Origin of the sequence: Cellulophaga sp. RHA_52 (assembly GCF_007827205.1) — a bacterium.
GTDB lineage: Bacteria > Bacteroidota > Bacteroidia > Flavobacteriales > Flavobacteriaceae > Cellulophaga > Cellulophaga lytica.
The window spans coordinates 950,804-969,263 of sequence record NZ_VIRZ01000001.1 but is presented as its reverse complement, the minus strand read 5'-3'; the positions used below and the strand labels follow the sequence as shown (position 1 = coordinate 969,263).

The window sequence follows — 18,460 nt, the reverse complement described above, 5'->3', positions numbered from 1 at the left end:
ATAATTGTGTTTTAGGTTAAGTTTGTATTATTTGTTACAGCAAATATCTTTTTTTAATAAAGGAAAAATTGCCGCCTGTAGATGATTGGCCGTTTACTGTAGACGAATGGTAAGTTTTAATCTTTAAATTAAAAATTTAACTAACTCATAATTAAATCATAAAAGCCTAATAAATACAGAATGTGTACGTTATAGTACTGTAGTACTAACCCTACCGTTTTTATAATGAAGAAAATTGTATTCTATTTATTACTTATTGCAACTGTAACAGTTTATGCACAGGAAGACTTAACTCCTGGTTTTAAAATGCTAGAAAAAGGCAATTTTAAAGAGGCTAAAACTTTTTTTAAACCATTGGCACAAGCTTACCCTACCAATAAAACAATATTAATATGTTACGGTAGAGCAGTAGGCTTAAGTGGAGAACCTAAAGTTGCTAATACCATATTTAAAGGTTTATTAGAAAAGCACCCAAATGATTTTGAGGTTCAAATAAACTATTACGAGTCCTTTTTATGGGCCAATCAATTTAAAGAAGCCAAACCATTATACGCAGACCTAGTTGCAAACAACCCTAAAAACTTTGCTGCCATATTAGGTTATGCCAACACATTAAGTAACTTAAAAGAGTATAAAGAGGCTTTAAAGTGGGTTAACAAAGCTATAGAGGTAGATCCTGATAATAATAGTGCCAAAGTATCTAAAAAGTATATTAAGCTTGGTTACGCTAATTATTACGTTAATAACCAAAACTATAAAAAAGGAGAAAGTTTATTAAAAGAAATACTTGAAGATTTTAAGGACGATAAAGATGCACTCCTAAATTTGGCCAATATTTATTTAATTACCAAAGATGTAAACAAAGCTAAAAATACATATTACCAATATGCTAAAACACCTAAAGATACTGTAACCGCATTAATTGGAATTGCACTAGCAGAGCATATTGGAGAAAAAGACAAAATAGCCTTAGAAACAGCCATTAATGCCAAACAAAAGGCAGAAAAAATTGAAGATTTTGAACTTATTGAAAAAAGTAACGAACGTTACGTACAGGCTTTAATTTGGAACCGCAAATTTGTTTCTGCAAAAAAAGAAATAGAGGTATTAGAAGAAAAATATCCAAAACGTAATTGGGTGATGTCTTTAAAAGCAACTTTAGGTATGTATACTTCTAAATTTAAAACCAGTATTAGTAATTACAATACTATATTGGCTAATGATAGTTTGTCTTTTGACGGTAATTTAGGTAAAGCAAATGCTTTATTTGCTTCAGATAAAATTGTACCTGCATACGTTACAACATATAAAACATTAGAAATTTTTCCGAAACAGAAAGATGCTACTGGGGTTATAAAAAAATTAAATAAAAACTACACTCCGTTTGCAGAACAACAAGTTAGCTACACGTTTGATAATGGAGACAACACTGCTCTTTCTTTAAAAACAGCAGCTATGGTACCTTTATCTACCAAATTTAAAACAACTGTAACATACCAATACAGAACCACAGAAAACACTACAACAAACAATAAAGCAACAGCACATTTAGTACAAGCAGATGTCGAGTATAAGTTAATGCCACAAACTAATTTATTAGCTTCTGCAGGTTTTAACAACTCTAGGTTTTCTAACACGTCATACACACAACCTATACTACAAGCCAAGTTACAAACTAAACCTTTGTCTTTTTTAAACTTAGATTTGGGCTACCAAAGAGAAGTACAAAGTTTTAATGCAGAACTTATAGAAAGAGAAATAGTAATGAACCACTATAGCTTAATTTACAATTTAAGCACTAATTTTAACTTAGGTTGGTACACACAACTTATACATACTAAACAGACAGATGATAACGAGAGAAATTTACTTTTTACCTCTTTGTATTACAATGTGTTAAGAAAACCAGCTTTAAAATTTGGACTAAACTACCAATACATAACTTTTAAAGACCAATTACCAGTAATTTACTTTAGTCCAGAAACCTATAAAGCCTTTGAACTTTTTGGTGATGTAAGAGGTAAAATAAACGAAAAAACAAATTATTTTGCTAGTGCAGCTACAGGCTTACAATATGTAGAGGAGCAAGATGCTAGTTCACTCTTTAGAGCCGAAGCTGGCTTAACACACCAGTTTTCTGAAAGACTTATTGGTGATGTGTATGGCAAATATAGTAACATTGCCTCTGCAACTGCTGCTGGTTTTGAGTTTACAGAAGTTGGTATTAAACTAAAATACTACCTAACAAAAAAACCATTATTTTTAGATAAGCTGAAGAAAAAATATCAAATAAAATAAAAAACCCCAATACAATTTGGGGCTTTTTTTAACTGATATAAAAATTATAATAGGTTTAACCTTCTCATTAATTCTGGCCTGTTAGACCTACTAATAGGCACTACATTTTTCTCAATAAGTACACTATTGTCTTCTATATCTATAATTTTTGTGAAATTAATTATATAAGACCTATGTATTTGCAAAAACAACTTTTCTGGTAACTTGTCTTTAATTTTTTTCAGAGTATTGCGTACTCTGTAGTTTTCTTTTGTTGTTTTAACCTCTATATAATCTCCTTTAGCTTCAATAAGTTGTATATCATTAAAGTTAATTTTTATAAGACGTCTATCTATATTAATATATAGTTCTTGGCCCAATGCTGTGTTACTTTTTGTAGTGTCCTCAGAAACAGTTTCTGGTTCTGGAGCCTTAGCAAGTGCTGCTTTTACTTTTTGTATAGATTTATTAAAACGATCTTGTGTAACTGGTTTTACTAAATAATCTACAATTGACTCATACTCATAAGCCTCAATAGCGAAGTTGGTATCTGAGGTTGTTAAAACAATTTTTGGCGGATTTTTTAATGTTTGTACAAAGTCAAAACCACTAAAACCAGGCATATGTATATCTAAAAAAATAACATCTACTGTATTCTGATTTAAAAACTTTATAGCCTCCATTGCGCTTCCAAAGGCATCTATAACCTCTAACTCTTCAACGTTAGAGCAAAGTTGTGCAACTATTAACCTAGCTGTTGCCTCGTCGTCTACTATAATACAATTCATAGTTTAAATGGTTTTTAGGTAGGTTGTTATTTTTTCTAAAATTAATTTAAATTCTGCATGCAAGTCATATGTTCCCTTTAACAGTTGTTCTTCATACGTTACTGCCAAACCATATGCTTTTTCTAACCCTAGAATATTAAATTTGTGTTTTAGCTTATGTACTATTTCTGCAGAGGCTTTATTATCCTTAGCGTTAACAGCGTTAATATATGTTTCGTTTTCTTCAGGAAACTCACTTTTAATAATACTTATAAATTGATTTAGAAACTCTGTATTACCATCTGCTAGTTTGTGTACGTAATTTAGGTTGGGCTGTTCCATACTAATTTTTTTTAATGGTAAAATAAAATACCGTTCCTTCATCTTCCTTAGAATCTACCCAAATTTTACCTCCATAGAAAGTTACAATTTTTTCTACTAATGCTAGCCCTATTCCATTAGATTCTACATCATTATCTAGCTTTTTAAACATTTCAAATATTTTATTCAAATATTTTTGTGGTATTCCCTTGCCATTGTCTTTAATACTAAATTGCCAATAGTTAGGCTTTTCTAAAACATCTACATTTACAATACCATTTTCTAAATGCTCTGTTGCTTTTACAGCATTAGTTAATAAGTTCATAAAAAGTTGCTCTAACCTATATTTGTCTAAAAATAAGGTTGGTAAATTGTCTGCTACTTTTATTATAACGTTTTTAGGTATGTAAATAGTACTTTTTATGTCTTTTAAAAGTAATGAAATATTTACATTGCTTTTAGCTTCTTCATTATTGCCTATAGTAGCGTGTTTTAAAATGCCACTAACTAGCTTGTCCATTTTTACCAAGTTTTGAGATATTAAATCGCAATTATTAATACTATCTTGTGTAAACTTGTGTTTTTCTTCTTCAACAATCCAACTCATTAGCGTATTAATATTACGCATAGGAGATTTTAGATCATGAGATACTACGTGGGCGTAGTTGTTTAAAGATTTATTTTGCTCCTCTAAATCTTTAACTAAGTTATCTTTTTCTTTAGTAACCAAAGCAATATGTTCTGCTTGCTTACTAATATGTTTGGCTAGTTTTTGCGCACTAACTATATTTTGTTTAGAGTGCACTATATCTTCTGTATTATCTAAATTTAAATTAAGACTATTAACTGCTTGCTCTAAGGCTTGCAGTGTCTTCTTCTGTTCTTGCGCCTCTTGTGCTAACTCTATATTTGCTGCTTTTAATTCTTGTGCACTAATAGTAGTTGCACGTTGTATCATTGCAATTTTATCATCGTAATCTTCATAAGATTTTTCTATTGCATTAAAAAATTTGTCTAAATCTGGATTACCTTTTAGCTCCTCTGGCAAATTTTTGCGTATTTGTCTTCTTAAAAGTGAATGCATTACTCGCTTATTAAAGTTAATGTCATTGTTTGGTTGTGCAACATACACGCATTGTTACCTTCAAAAGGAGCCATTTCTCCGTAAGAATAATACCCCATAATTTTAGACTGGTTGCCAATTACATCTAAAACTTCTTCTACCTCTTCTTCTGTTCTTTGGTCCATAACTAACTTACGGCCAACACAACTAACAAGTAATGCTAATTGCGGAAGATTTTCTCTATTTCTAATAGCATATTTAGCAGCTACACTTGCACCTTCAGCTATGTCATCTACAGTAGACATCATTAATTGTACAGTAGATCCTTGCGGAACATCACCGGCTAATGTCATCGTATTTGTATCTTCGTCAATATTTATAATGGTGCGCACAATTGGTTGTGAATCTTCAGTAATTTTTACATTTAATGGGTACAGTAATGCTGACTTTGGTAATTCTTTTGCCTTATCTCCCAAGTATTTTTTATACAAGTCTAATGCAGGTTTCCCATCTAACTCATACAAAACATTACCTTTAGACTTTGTTATAATACGTTCTGGCCCAAAGCCGGTCCAACCACCATAATTTGCACTTGTAATTTCTAATGTTTTGCCATAAAAACCTATCGCTACAATTTCTCCTTCTTTAGGTGTAGCATTATTAGACACTAGTGTTTTTTCAAACCTAGCATCATCTCCACATAAACCGCCAGACAACCCAATAGATATGTGTTTTTCTTTTTCAATTCCTTCTATTAAAGCACTACCATTTACCGTGCTTCCTTCAGAAATTATATAAATGTGTTTCAGATCTTTTTTAGGAAACTCTTCAATTAACTTAGCTCCTAAATCCAAATCGTTATAACCAAACTCTTTTACATTTTTACTTTTTACTATATAGGTAGATTTTTCAAACTCTATAGCAGTTAAAACAATTGTATTTTCTGATACTTTATCTTCAATTATTTCTCCTGAAGTACTCCCAAAAACAACATTTCCGTTAGGAAACATCTCTTTAATTTCTTGATATAGATTTTCTTCTTCTAATAAAAATCTATTACCAAAAACTAAAACCAAAGGGTCTTTTAAAGTAATTTTATCTGTTATAAAAATAAAATTAGCTCCTTTTTCTTTTTTTGCTTGTACTATTTTCATAACTAAAATTAATTATTAAGATCTTTTTTTAAAGTAAAAAAGAATTTTGTCCCTTTACCTAACTCACTCTCTACCCAAACATTACCTTCATAACGGTCTACAATTTTTTTAACTATTGATAGGCCTATACCCGTAGAGCGCTCATTATCTCCTATTGATTGAAAAATTTCGAATATCTTTTTATGAAACTTTTCTGGGATACCAACACCATTATCTTCTATACAAAATTGCCAATGCTGTGGTTCTTCTTTATAAAGTACTTGTACTAATCCTTTTTCTGCTTCAATATGAACAACTGCATTTCCAATAATATTTTGGAAAAGCTGATGCATTTTTGTACTATCTGCGTTTAAAAGCGGTAGTTTTTTTGGAACAACTACCTGTACATGATCTGGAATATAAATACTCTCTGTAATGTCTGTTATTACAGTATTTAAATCTACTTTACTGGTAGACATTTGTGCGCTACCAGCTGTAGAATACTCTAAAATTCCGTGAATTAGCTTGTCCATGAATGCAACTTTCTCTTGCATTAACGTTAGGTTTTGCACACCTGCTTCATCTAAAACGTCTTTATAATCTTCATAAGTCCAAGTAGCCAAAGCACTAATACTACGTAATGGAGATTTAAGGTCATGAGAAACTATATGGGCATATTCTTGTAAACCATCATTACTAATTTTAAGCTCTTTTAATAATTGCTCCTTTTGTAACTCTAATTCTTTTTGCTCTGTAATATCTAAATGTATACCTATAGAACCTACAACCTTGCCTTCTTCATTATAATTTGGAGCACCACTTACTAGCCAGTGTCTTGTTTCTCCTTTTTTATTTTTTATTTTTATTTCATAAGAGTCAGAGATTCCTTTTAATCTATTTTCAGACTTTTTCTCTATTCTTTCAGAGTTCTCTATCTTCAATATTTTTACAGCATCTTCCCCTAAAAGTTCATCTTTAGAGTATCCGCTCATTTTACAAAAACTCTGGTTAACAAGCTGTACTTCATTATCTATGGTAACTTCTACCATACCTAAATTCATATTAGCAATAATACCCCTGTACTTTTCTTTTTCTGCTTTTATTTTTTCTTCTGCTTGGCGCTCTTTTGTGATGTCTTCTATTACGCAAACCTGGTACTCTACTTTGCCTTCGTTATTTTTAACGGCACTAATACTAGCTTTTGCTAAAATCTGAGCTCCATTTTTTTTAAAAAATCTTTTTACAATAGAAAAATTATCTATTAAACCAGCATTTAAGTCAGACTCTAATTTTTTTGTCATTTCTTCATCCTCGGATTCAGATATGTCTGATAATTTTAATTTTCTGGCAACATTTTCTGGGTATCCTAAAAGCGCCGCAAATGTAGCGTTACTCTTTATTATTTCATCATTAACTGTTAGTACAATACCAAGCGGAGAGTTTTCTACAATTATGTCTAATTGTCTTTTTTGCTCGCTTAGCATTTCCTTAATTTCAGTTTCTTTACTAATGTCTCTTATAATACCTTGTGCACCTATTGGTTTTTGTTCTTTATCATAAATTACACTAGTATTTATTTGCACCCATTTATGTGTGCCATTTTTTGTGATAATTTTAGATCTGTAGTTTTTTAACGTACCTATTTGCATTAGAGTTTTAAAAGATTCTATGGTGTATTGCATAAAATCTTTGTGCACTAATTTTGGCAGGTTAATAGTTTCTTTAGTGTTGTCATACCCTAAAAATTCTCTAGCAGAACTGTTCATATTAACAACATTAAAGCTAAGATCCATTACTACGTATGGGTCTATAATATTAACAAAACCACCATCTAATTTAGAGGTAGTTTCGGTTAATAAATTCTCTAATTTATTATTAGCTTGTTTAAGGTGTAAGGTAGTATCAAAAAGCTCTTTAGATTTTACTTCTAAAATTTTTTCTGCTTGTAGCCTTGCTTTTTTCTGTCTTTCTAACGCCTTTTTAAGTAATAAAATTTCTTTGTTACTATCCATTCTGGGTAATGTCAAATTTTACTTCGGTACCGTTTTCATTTAAAAGTTTGTACGTTACAGTTGCACTGCTATTAAAATGCTCAAAAGATTTTTCTATTAAGCCGTGCGCTAATTGGTACAATCCTCTGCTAGATGAGTATACCATAGAAATAGATGTGTCTGTCTTTTCTAAAATTTTAAACGTAGGTAATTCTGCGTCTGGATATAATTTTTTAACGTGTACGTGTATGTGGTCTTCAATAGAATAGATGAGGCTTAACGGTGAGTTATAGCTTTTAATAACATCTGGGTGTGCTTTAGCCAAACCGTCAAACAAAAATAAACCAAAAGCATAAATTAAATCTCCTACTGGTGTTTTTACCTCAGAGCTTAAACTGGTAATAAGACTTACCATTTCATTAAAATTATACGTTCCAACAGATGTGTAAATTCCTTCTGATGGCAAATTAGAGTTTTCTATTATGGTGTCTACAGTTTCTAATCCAAACTTAGATTCTACCATTTCTAAAAACTCTGTAAATACAACTCCCTTCATAATTAGACATTTAGAGCTGTAAAAGTAAGAAAAAGGATACCTAGGGTGTAATTTTTGTTGTGAAAGGTGTTAAAATTACTAGCCTTTTACTAGTTCATTGTTGTCCCAGTAGTTTAAAACACTTTGTAATTTGGTTTCATAATCCTCATATTTTAGAGGCTTTATTACATAACCTGCAATTCCTATTCTATAACATTCTAATAAATCTGCTCTATTTTCTGATGTAGTTAATACTATTGTTGGTAAAAATTTAAGCTTTTCATCTGCCTTTAAAACACTTAAAAACTCAGTGCCACTCATTCTTGGCATATTTAAATCTAACAAAATTATGTCTGGTAATGTATTTCCAGATTGTAGTATATCTAGAGCTTCCTCACCGTTTTTTGCTTCGGTAATGTTGTGTTTTAATTGAAGTTTAGAGATCGTTCTCTTCAGCTTCATTGTCTCGATCATGTCGTCTTCAATAAATAAAATATTCATAGCTCTAATTTTTATATCTGCAAATGTAATATCCCATTTCTAATTAATTTTTACTATAAAGTTGAACAGTAAATTAGTGTAGACGAATGGTAGTTTACTGTAGATGGATAAATTTGCACATTTAACCAACGTCTTAAAACCCCTTTAAAATGCAGGTAAACCCGACGAAATGCACTGTTAGTTTATTTTATCTCTTTAGCTACAAATGGCTGGTCTGGATCACAAATTGCACCTACTAATTTATGCAATTCTTTTGTAAATTTAAGTAAAGTGTCCTGTGTAATTATAGAATTTTTATTCTCTGAAAACTTTAATATACCTGCCTTAATATTTTTAAAAGAAAAAATTCCTGCTTCTACTTTATCTACAGGAACCAAATGATTATACATATAAGCATAACACAATAATTGAAAAGCTTTGCTTTTATCATACTCTTCTACAATGTCTTCCCAGTTGCTTAAATTAAGGTTTCTTTGCTCTACTTTACCTGTTTTATAATCTATAACACGCAAAACACCATCTATCTCATCAATTCTGTCTAATTTACCTTTTATATGAACAGGAAAATTTACTCCAGGTACATTAATAGCTGTTTTTAAAGACAGTTCTAAGCCTATAATTTTAATTTTATGTTTTTTAGCACTTTCAATTTCTAATTTAATAAAGTTTTCTACATATTTTAAAACTACGTTAAAGGCTATTAAATTTTTACCTTCTTCTAAACTTACATTTTTATAATGTATAGCAAAATGTTTACGTACTGTGCTATTTATTTTTGGCAGTAACGCTTTTAATTGTTCAGCTTCTAAAAAAGTATTTACAAACGGCTGGTATAGCTCGTCTAAAGTTTCATGTACAATTGTACCAAAGGTATTAGCAGCAACTGTTTCTTCAACCTCTTCTAGCTCATTAATTTTTAAAATGTTTTTTTTATAAAAATCTAAAGGGTTTCTAATATAGTTTGATAGTGATGTTGGAGAAAAACCATAAGCAGCAATGCCTTTAATTAGTTCCATTAAATGAGCATCTTTTTGTATAGAAACAACTTTCTTTTTGGATGATTTTATTTCAGGAAAAGCAATAGTTTCTGTAATATAGTTTGATATATTACTATCTGCTAACAATTGCCTAATAAGCCTACTAACCTCGCCTCCCTCTAAAACATCTGGCTCTGTATTGTACACCAAATGTATGTTTTTGGCACGTTGAAGAAGTCTGTAGAAATGATACGTATAAACGGCATCTTTTTCTTTATAGGTAGGTAAACCATACATCTTTTTAATATCAAAAGGAATAAAAGAATTGTTAGATTTACCTGAAGGCAAAATGCCCTCATTTACAGATGTTAATAATACGGTTTCAAAATCTAGATTTCTACTTTCTAGCATTCCCATAATTTGCAAACCTTTTAAAGGCTCTCCTTTAAAGTCTAAAGTTTCACTAGATAATAACTCTTTATATAAACCAAAGAGCGACTGCAAATCATTTAAAAAAGGGTATTTAACCACTAAATTATTTAGTTGGTTAAACAATTGATGAAATCTGTATAAATACTCTAACTCTAATCCGTTACCCTCTGCGTTTATTTTTTCTTTTACAGCTATAATAAGTGCTAAGCATTTTTTAATAAAAACAGGAACAGTTAAGTTTGACTCATAAAAAAGTAAGTTTAAATTACTTGTACTACTAATTAATTGCAGTTTGGCTACGTCTACATAAATCCAGTTTCTACTCTTAATTTGGTTGCATATTGCATCTGCAGCATTTATTGTATTGTCTTCTGTTGCAAACAATAATTGTATATATGGGTGGTTTAGTACAGTTGTTACATGCTGGTAGTACCAACCTTTTTCATCTTTACGTATATAAAGGTCAAACAACTGTGAAAATAAACTCTCTAAAGGCGATTTATGTAACGGAAAACCCATTGTTATGTTAATGCCATTTATTTCTTCTGGTATGGCATTTATTAATGGATTTAAAAGTGTTTCATCTCCTAATACAACTGCTGTATTGGTTAACATACTTTTTTTATCATTATACAATTTACCTAAAACACTACCTATATATTTTGCCTGAGATACATTTTTAGGAACACCTGTAATAGTTATATTTTTTGGTGTTAAATAATTGCCATTAGTAACTTGTAAGGGCTTGTCTTTAAAGTAGTGCCATTGTTTGCTAAACTGGCGAATAAAAAAGCCAGCATCGTGTACAGGGTCACTATAAAAATACTCGTCTAAATCCCAATAAATTTCTGCGTTTGTATTTTCTAGTATGGTTTGTATAATTAATTCTTCAGCAGTATTTAGAGCATTAAAACCAATAAAAAGATGTTTTTGTTTACTGGTGCTTTGTATATAAGCATTTAAATTAGCACAAGCCTCTCTGTATACTAATCCTTGGTGGCCCAGACCATCTTGCTTTAATGATGTGTTAAAAGCTGTATACAGCTCCTCTAATGAGTTCCAAAAAGCCATATAATTGGTAATAATGGTACTCTTATCCTTTTCTACAGTCCAATGATTAATTTCTTGTACTGCATTTAAGTGTGAAAATATTTTTTTGGTATCAACCAAATACCTATCAATTTCATTAAAATCTTGTAGTAGCGTAGTTCCCCATTTAGAAAACGCATAAAAAGTGTCTTGTTCTCCTTTTACTGTAGTTGTGTAAGCTTTATAAAGCTCAAAAAGTTGCTGTGTACTAGACGCATAAGCTAAGCCAGAAATGTTTTCTACAAAATCTTCAATACTCTGTATTTCTGGAGCAAATATTGTGCTGCTGGTATGTTTAGAAATTGCATTTTTAAGAAACGTACCTGCACGTTTACTTGGTAAAACAAAAATAAGGTTCTCTAATGAACCTTCTTTTTTAATAATTGTAAGTAGTGTTTCTTCTAAAAAGCTTTGCATGGGTTAAAAATAAAAAAAGCTCCGCAATTGCGGAGCCTTTTCTATAAAATTAGAGTTTTAAACTCTTATTATTTTACTAAGTTGATTTCAACTCTTCTGTTTTGCTTTCTACCAGCTCTAGTTTTGTTAGTAGCAATTGGCTTATCTTCACCGTAACCTACAGCAGATAATCTAAATTCTCCAATTCCTTTTTCTACTAAAAATTCTTTTACAGAAAGAGCTCTAGACTCAGATAACTTCTGGTTTAAAGTAGCAGAACCTACACTATCAGTATGACCTTCAACAGTAAACTTAGCGTTAGGGTACTCTTTTAAGATAGTAATGATATCTACCATAACAGCAGTAGACTCAGCTTTGATAGAAGATTTACCTGTATCAAATAAGATAGTTCTAGCGTAATCATTTAATTTTTTCTGAACTTCTTCAGTTACTTCAGGACAACCGTTGTTAGCAACAGTACCAGCAACCTCTGGACATTTATCATCCTTATCTAAAACACCATCTTTATCTTTATCTTCCCAAGGACATCCGTTGTTTGCAGCAGGACCAGCTTCAGAAGGACATTTGTCATCTTTATCAGCAACACCGTCACCATCAGCATCAGGACAACCGTTTAATGCAGCAGTACCAGCTTCATTAGGACAAGCATCATCTTTATCAGCAATACCATCACCGTCAGCATCAGGACAACCGTTCATTTCTTTAGATCCAGCTTCGTTAGGACAAGCATCTTTGCTGTCTTCGATACCATCACCGTCAGCATCAGGACAACCGTTGAAAGCTTCTAAACCAGCAACTTCTGGACAAGCATCATCTTTGTCATAAACACCGTCACCATCTGTATCAGCACCACCAAATTTGATAGCAAGACCAGCTAAGTGTTGGAAATGTTTAACGCTGTAATCTTCAAATCCGTGCTTGTAACCAGTTTGTAATGTTAAACCTATGTTCTCAGAGAACCATACGTTAACACCAATACCACCATTTACAGTACCAGATCCAATTTCATCAACCCACGTGTAACCACCACCGATTTCAACGAAAGGATCAATTGTTGTATTTTTTAAGAATGCATATTTAATTGCACCATCTAAACCGTAGTAAGATAGATCATCAGCTGACCAGTCTCCTAAGTTTTCAATTCTATTTAAAGAACCTCTAACTCCTACAGAGAAACCATTACCTACAGATCTAGAAACTCCAATATAAGAGATAGAAGGAAGAATGTTCCAGTGATCAGTAGCGTTAAAGTACTCATCAAACAATTCTCCTGTAGGGTAAGCGGCATCCTCATCATTAGTTGGCCACATATCAACTGCGTTTACACCAAAGCTAATCTGCCAAGGATTATTTTCGTCTTGCGCTTGTATGTTGTTTACCCCTACTAGTAGTAAGGCAACAAGCATTAATTTGCTAAGATTTTTCATGCTTTAAAATTTAAGTTTTAAGTGTTTGTAAGCTGCAAATGTAAGTTGTTAGGATTTATTAACAAAATCAAATAACCCTTTTTTTTAACACAATTAGTAAAAAAATTAACTTAATTAAATGATTCCAAGTTCTTTTCCAACCTCGGTAAAAGCTGCAATTGCTTGGTCTAAATGCTCTTTTTTATGCGCTGCAGATAACTGAACTCTTATTCTTGCTTTACCTTTTGGCACTACAGGAAAGAAAAATCCTATTACGTAAATACCTCTATCCAAAAGCATATCAGCCATTTTTTGAGAAAGCTTGGCATCATACAGCATTACTGGCACTATGGCAGAATCTCCGTCTATAATATCTAATCCAGCTGCTTTCATTCCTTTTTTAAAATATGCCGTATTTTCTGCCAACTTATCTCTTAAGGTGGTGTCTTTATCTAGCATATCAAAAACCTTAATAGATGCACCTACAATTGCAGGAGCTAAGGAATTAGAAAATAAATATGGTCTAGAGCGTTGTCTTAAAATTTCTATAATTTCTTTTTTACCCGTAGTATAGCCTCCCATTGCACCACCTAGTGCTTTTCCTAAAGTACCTGTAATAATATCTATACGGTCTAAAACTCCTTTTTCTTCTAGTGTTCCGCGACCTGTTTCTCCTATAAATCCGGCAGAATGGCATTCATCAATCATTACCAATGCATCATACTTATCTGCTAAATCACATATTTTATCTAATGGCGCCAATAAACCATCCATAGAGAAAACTCCATCTGTAACTATTATTTTAAATCTAGATCCGTCTTCATTAGCTTGTTTAAGTTGCTTTTCTAAATCTGCCATATCATTATTAGCATATCTATATCGCTTTGCTTTACATAAACGTACACCATCTATAATTGAAGCATGATTTAATGAATCTGATATTATAGCGTCTTCTGCAGTTAATAAAGGTTCAAAAACACCACCATTAGCATCAAAAGCTGCTGCGTATAATATGGTATCTTCTGTACCATAAAAATTAGCTACTTTTTGCTCTAACTCTTTATGTATATCTTGTGTGCCACAAATAAAACGTACAGATGACATTCCAAAACCGTGTGTATCCATAGCGTCTTTTGCTGCTTGCACAACATCTGGATGAGAAGACAACCCTAAATAGTTGTTTGCACAAAAATTTATAACTTCTTCTCCTGTAGATATTTTTATAACAGCATCTTGTGGAGACGTTATAATACGCTCTGTTTTGTATAGACCTGCTTCTTTTATTGCGTCTAGTTCTTCTTGTAAGTGTTCTTTAATTTTTCCGTACATAATTTTAAATTATAAATTCTGGAGTTATATTATCATTTATATATACTATTATCTTAGATACTACTTTATAATTCATAGTCTCTAGTGCATAAGCATAACTATTTACTTGTTGATGGTAACTATTATTTGGTGCACCTGTTTTGTAATCTATAACAGTTGCCTCATTATTTGTGTTAATTACAACTCTATCTGGGCGCAAAAGTAATCCTTCTGCTGTAATTATATCCTTTTCATTCTTAACAATATTTCCTTCTTTATAATATTTAGCTAAATCTGGGTGTTCTATTATAGTAAGTACTTTTTGTTTTGTTACTGCTACATCTAAAGGAGTTAAATGTCCGTCTCTTATTACTATTGATATGGCATTATCTACATCTTTTTTAGTTTTTACATAACTTAATAGTAGGTGTATTAAGTTTCCTTTTTCTAACGCTACGTCTCTGCCTGTTTCCCACAACATACCAGATTTGGTTAAAATTTTAAAACTAGGCCTATCTTTAGTAGAGTATTGATAATTTATGTGGTTTAACTTTTCTACTTTAGCAGTGCTTTCTTCTGCTATTTGCAAATTACCAAAGCTATAGGTTAATTGTGTGTCTGACCACAAGCCCAGTTGTTGCAAATATTTAATAAATAAACCAGAATATTTGTTAACACTAGGTTCTCCTTTAGTATTTAGCTCTTTTTTGCTTATTATATATAGTGCTTTTACTGCTCTGGTTAATGCCACATACAATACATTAAAGGCATCTAGCTCTTGTTTACTATGTTCGTCTAAAAATAGTTTTGCCGCTAAGTCTCCATATTGTTCCATTTCTTGCTTTTTGGTAACTAATACTTCTGAAAAACCATTAAACTGCTCTGGATCTACAGGCAGCCATATTTTTTCATCTTTACCATATATAAAGGAATTGGCAAACGGAAAAATTACAATAGGAAACTCTAACCCTTTAGATTTATGCACGGTCATTATTTGCACAGCATTAATATTGTCTGGTGCTTTTAATGATAATTTGTCTTTTTTCTTGTCCCAATAAGTTAAAAAGGTTTGGGCACTAACACCGTCTTTTTGTTCTACATCTAAAACCTCATCCATTAAACTAATAAGGTAAGCATCTGATGTTTCTGCTAGTTTAAATTGATGAATAGCCTTTTCAAAAGCATCAAAAACAGATAATTGTTTTAATTTATCTATTGCAAAACCATATTGCTGTAATAAAAACTCTTCTAAATTGTTTAAATGCTTTTGTATAAATTGGTGCGTATCTTCACCTTTCTCTGCCAAAAAATATAAAATTTCATAAGCTGTGTCTTTGTCTTTAGGCTGCGTACTATAAGTTAAAAGGTTTAATAAAAAACTTACTTTTTCACTACTCTTTAGCAACAGAGATTCTGATGATATTACAGGAATTTCTTTAGATGTTAAAAAATCTGCCAACACATAACTGTGGTTGTTAGAGCGTACTAAAATGCAAATATCTTTATAATTGTATTTTTTTTCTGATGTTAGCGCTGTTATTGTTTCTAAAACCGACTCACAGTACAAGTCGTTATCTTGCTCCTCTTTTTCATTAGGAATAAAAGACAACGTTACCAAACCACCCGTTTTTGTGTTTATTTCTTGCTTATTTCCAGACACATACAAATCTGCATAAGCAGTATTGTTTAGCAAGTTACTTGTAATGGTAAAAAAGTTATTGTTGAAATTAATAATTTCTGAATAACTCCTGTAGTTTCTTGGTAGTTCTGTGGTTTTTGGTTCTAAAACATAAGGCAATTCTTCTTTATTAGTTAACTTTATAAATTGTTCTGCCTTACCACCACGCCATCTGTAAATAGCCTGTTTGGCATCACCAACCAATAAAAGTGATCCTTTTTTACCATAATCATCTAAACTTTCTAGAGCATTACCTATTAATGGTATTAAGTTTTGCCACTGAAGCTCTGAGGTATCTTGAAACTCATCTACAAAATAGTGTCTGTATTTTTCACCAAGCCTCTCATAAATAAATGGTGCTGGCTGGTTTTTTATTTCTTTAGAAATTATTGCATTAAAAGATGCTAAAGTTAACTGATCTCTTTCTTTGCAAATAGCATTAATTTCTTTTTGTATTTCATTTAAAACAGTTAATGGCACAAGATTAGCGTACACATTTTTATACATTGCCCTTTGGTAAATGGTATTTTTTACACTGTTATAAATTTCTAACAACATAGGAGCTATGTGGTCTGGTGCATTTTTTACGGTAGCTTTAAATATTTTACCCTGTTCTAAATTTTCACCTAGTTTATTTTTATATAATTTAAGTAAACTAAACTCACCTTCTACTATTTTTTTAAAATGATTTGGCAATGTTTGCCTAGGGAAATCTGCAACATCTATACCTTCTGTTTGTATTAAAACATCTACAGTTTTTGCTTTTTGTATAGCTACATCTTCTAAATTTTTAATGGTAGAGGAAAGCGTTTTTTTAAGTTCTAAAAAATTGGTAATGCTTTTAGTTTTAAAACTTTTTAAGTGTTCTATGTTGTTTTCATTAAACAACATTTTACCCACTTTGTTTAAATCAAAAGAAATATCCCAGCTTTTGTCATCATCAATTTTCTCAAAAGTAAATTCTAATAACGTGCTTGTTAAAAGCTTATCTGTACCAGCTTTTGCTAGCAATCTTTCTACAGCTTCAGACAACAACAATTCTATATCTAAAACAACCTCAAAATTCTGAGGTATTTTTAAATCCTTAGCAAAGGTTCTAATAAGCCTGTGTGTAAACTTATCTATGGTAGAAATATCAAAAAAAGCGTAATTGTGTAGTATACTTTTATGTACTTGTTTAGCTCTTTTTTGTAACTCTTCAGTAGAAACATTTAGCTCTTTAGCAACATCTAAAAATAAGTCTGATGGCTTATTCTCTTCATCTACTTTACTAAAAGCATACAAATTATCTAAAATTCGCTGTTTCATTTCATTAACAGCCTTATTGGTAAATGTAATGGCTAATATTTGTCTGTAACTTTTTGCTGTTGCAGAAGATAAAATTATTTTAAGGTATTCCTTGGCCAAGGTATACGTTTTACCAGAACCTGCAGATGCACTGTATATTTTGTAAGGCGAAGTTTCCAACTAGTTTTTAGCTGCAAATTACATAATATTACAATGTTCTTAACAGAAACGTTATGGAAAATGCCTTAGAATATTGTAAATTTGAGCTACGACATTTTTTTAACTTAAAAATAGATATAATTATGGCTTTTGAATTACCAAAATTACCTTACGCATATGATGCGTTAGAACCACATATTGATGCAAGAACTATGGAGATTCACCATACTAAACATCACAACGGATACACAACTAAACTTAACGGTGCTATTGAAGGTACTGATTTAGCTGGGAAATCTATAGAAGATATCTTAACTAATTTAGATATGAGTAATGGTGCAGTACGTAACAACGGTGGTGGTTTTTACAATCACTCACTTTTTTGGGAAGTAATGTCTCCAAACGGTGGCGGAGAACCAACTGGCGAGTTAGCAACAGCTATTAATGATGCTTATGGTTCTTTTGATGCTTTTAAAGAAGCTTTTTCTACTGCAGCAGCAACTAGATTTGGTTCTGGTTGGGCTTGGTTATGTGTACATAAAGGTGGTAAAGTAGAGGTTTGTTCTTCTCCTAACCAAGATAACCCATTAATGCCTGGTGTTGGTTGTGGTGGTTTTCCTATTTTAGGATTAGACGTTTGGGAACATGCTTATTACTTAAATTACCAAAACAGAAGACCTGACTATATTGGTGGATTTTTTAATGTAATTAACTGGGAAAAAGTATCTGAACTTTACGCTAGTAACAAATAAAAAATTACACTTAAAAATACAAAAGCCACTCTAAAATTAGAGTGGCTTTTTTTATATAAAATTTCTACTTAATTCTATAAAATAGAAAAGGGCAGAGAAGTCTCTACCCTTTTCGTCCCAAATCTTACCATAAACTTAACCTACTTATGCTATGGCTCTGCTAAATTACTGGTATTGTGTCTAATAAAAAAAAAAATCTGCAAAAAAATTAACACAATAACATAGAATATTGCAAATAATATCGATGAAATGCACCCTAATAGCTTGATTACAAGCAAACAAAAAGACGAAGTTTCCTTCGTCTTTTCTCCAAAAACCAACTAGAAATTCAACTCAAAAATCCCATAGTTTTGTTAAAATTTTAGCG

General features: G+C 31.4%; 13 protein-coding genes. 2 read left to right on the top strand and 11 right to left on the bottom strand.

Features of this window, described 5'->3' with window-relative positions:
• The first annotated feature begins 225 nt into the window (after positions 1-225).
• Positions 226-2,298, top strand: coding sequence for a lipopolysaccharide assembly protein LapB (locus JM80_RS04235; protein ID WP_144709310.1), 2,073 nt, complete (start codon positions 226-228; stop codon positions 2,296-2,298).
• Between the two features lie 44 nt (positions 2,299-2,342).
• Here the strand turns inward: JM80_RS04235 and JM80_RS04230 are convergent, their stop codons facing one another.
• The 11 genes from JM80_RS04230 to JM80_RS04180 all read right to left on the bottom strand — a co-directional run bounded on the left by JM80_RS04230 (position 2,343) and on the right by JM80_RS04180 (position 17,362).
• Positions 2,343-3,065, bottom strand: coding sequence for a LytTR family DNA-binding domain-containing protein (locus JM80_RS04230; RefSeq protein WP_013620811.1), 723 nt, complete (start codon positions 3,063-3,065; stop codon positions 2,343-2,345).
• 3 nt (positions 3,066-3,068) lie between these two features.
• Positions 3,069-3,386: a histidine kinase gene (locus JM80_RS04225; RefSeq protein WP_089118546.1), complete on the bottom strand. Its 318-nt coding sequence runs from the start codon at positions 3,384-3,386 to the stop codon at positions 3,069-3,071.
• 1 nt (position 3,387) lies between these two features.
• Positions 3,388-4,449: an ATP-binding protein gene (locus JM80_RS04220; RefSeq protein WP_144709309.1), complete on the bottom strand. Its 1,062-nt coding sequence runs from the start codon at positions 4,447-4,449 to the stop codon at positions 3,388-3,390.
• Positions 4,449-5,582: an FIST signal transduction protein gene (locus tag JM80_RS04215; protein WP_144709308.1), complete on the bottom strand. Its 1,134-nt coding sequence runs from the start codon at positions 5,580-5,582 to the stop codon at positions 4,449-4,451. The genes JM80_RS04220 and JM80_RS04215 overlap by 1 nt, the downstream gene beginning before the upstream one ends.
• An 8-nt stretch (positions 5,583-5,590) precedes the next feature.
• Positions 5,591-7,573: a PAS domain-containing sensor histidine kinase gene (locus JM80_RS04210; RefSeq protein ID WP_013620815.1), complete on the bottom strand. Its 1,983-nt coding sequence runs from the start codon at positions 7,571-7,573 to the stop codon at positions 5,591-5,593.
• Complete coding sequence (locus JM80_RS04205; RefSeq protein WP_013620816.1) at positions 7,566-8,108, bottom strand: heme NO-binding domain-containing protein; 543 nt, start codon at positions 8,106-8,108, stop codon at positions 7,566-7,568. Before JM80_RS04205 ends, JM80_RS04210 begins: the two co-directional genes overlap by 8 nt.
• Before the next feature lie 78 nt (positions 8,109-8,186).
• Positions 8,187-8,588, bottom strand: a complete 402-nt coding sequence (locus JM80_RS04200; RefSeq protein ID WP_013620817.1) for a response regulator — start codon at positions 8,586-8,588, stop codon at positions 8,187-8,189.
• A 182-nt stretch (positions 8,589-8,770) separates the two neighbouring features.
• Positions 8,771-11,503 (bottom strand): PD-(D/E)XK nuclease family protein, encoded by a 2,733-nt coding sequence (locus JM80_RS04195; RefSeq protein WP_144709307.1) that lies wholly within the window; start codon positions 11,501-11,503, stop codon positions 8,771-8,773.
• Between the two features lie 68 nt (positions 11,504-11,571).
• Complete coding sequence (locus JM80_RS04190) at positions 11,572-12,930, bottom strand: OmpA family protein (RefSeq protein WP_144709306.1); 1,359 nt, start codon at positions 12,928-12,930, stop codon at positions 11,572-11,574.
• 114 nt (positions 12,931-13,044) lie between these two features.
• A complete protein-coding gene (gene kbl / locus JM80_RS04185; RefSeq protein WP_034645759.1) occupies positions 13,045-14,238 on the bottom strand; it encodes a glycine C-acetyltransferase in 1,194 nt (397 codons plus the stop codon).
• A 4-nt stretch (positions 14,239-14,242) separates the two neighbouring features.
• On the bottom strand, positions 14,243-17,362 hold the full coding sequence (locus tag JM80_RS04180) for an exodeoxyribonuclease V subunit beta (protein WP_144709305.1): 3,120 nt from the start codon (positions 17,360-17,362) through the stop codon (positions 14,243-14,245).
• A 122-nt stretch (positions 17,363-17,484) separates the two neighbouring features.
• Here JM80_RS04180 and JM80_RS04175 point away from each other — a divergent pair, with 122 nt between their 5' ends.
• The gene (locus tag JM80_RS04175) at positions 17,485-18,093 is read left to right on the top strand and encodes a superoxide dismutase (protein WP_034645819.1); all 609 of its coding nucleotides are present in this window, start codon (positions 17,485-17,487) and stop codon (positions 18,091-18,093) included.
• Positions 18,094-18,460: the final 367 nt, after the last annotated feature.

What these genes read in the sequence shown, in the direction of transcription:
- JM80_RS04220 (WP_144709309.1), bottom strand. Translation starts at nt 4,449, where the DNA reads ATGCATTCACTTTTAAGAAGACAAATACGCAAAAATTTGCCAGAGGAG.
- JM80_RS04210 (WP_013620815.1), bottom strand. Translation starts at nt 7,573, where the DNA reads ATGGATAGTAACAAAGAAATTTTATTACTTAAAAAGGCGTTAGAAAGA.
- JM80_RS04190 (WP_144709306.1), bottom strand. Translation starts at nt 12,930, where the DNA reads ATGAAAAATCTTAGCAAATTAATGCTTGTTGCCTTACTACTAGTAGGG.
- JM80_RS04175 (WP_034645819.1), top strand. Translation starts at nt 17,485, where the DNA reads ATGGCTTTTGAATTACCAAAATTACCTTACGCATATGATGCGTTAGAA.
- JM80_RS04215 (WP_144709308.1), bottom strand. Translation starts at nt 5,582, where the DNA reads ATGAAAATAGTACAAGCAAAAAAAGAAAAAGGAGCTAATTTTATTTTT.
- JM80_RS04235 (WP_144709310.1), top strand. Translation starts at nt 226, where the DNA reads ATGAAGAAAATTGTATTCTATTTATTACTTATTGCAACTGTAACAGTT.
- kbl (WP_034645759.1), bottom strand. Translation starts at nt 14,238, where the DNA reads ATGTACGGAAAAATTAAAGAACACTTACAAGAAGAACTAGACGCAATA.
- JM80_RS04205 (WP_013620816.1), bottom strand. Translation starts at nt 8,108, where the DNA reads ATGAAGGGAGTTGTATTTACAGAGTTTTTAGAAATGGTAGAATCTAAG.
- JM80_RS04225 (WP_089118546.1), bottom strand. Translation starts at nt 3,386, where the DNA reads ATGGAACAGCCCAACCTAAATTACGTACACAAACTAGCAGATGGTAAT.
- JM80_RS04195 (WP_144709307.1), bottom strand. Translation starts at nt 11,503, where the DNA reads ATGCAAAGCTTTTTAGAAGAAACACTACTTACAATTATTAAAAAAGAA.
- JM80_RS04230 (WP_013620811.1), bottom strand. Translation starts at nt 3,065, where the DNA reads ATGAATTGTATTATAGTAGACGACGAGGCAACAGCTAGGTTAATAGTT.
- JM80_RS04200 (WP_013620817.1), bottom strand. Translation starts at nt 8,588, where the DNA reads ATGAATATTTTATTTATTGAAGACGACATGATCGAGACAATGAAGCTG.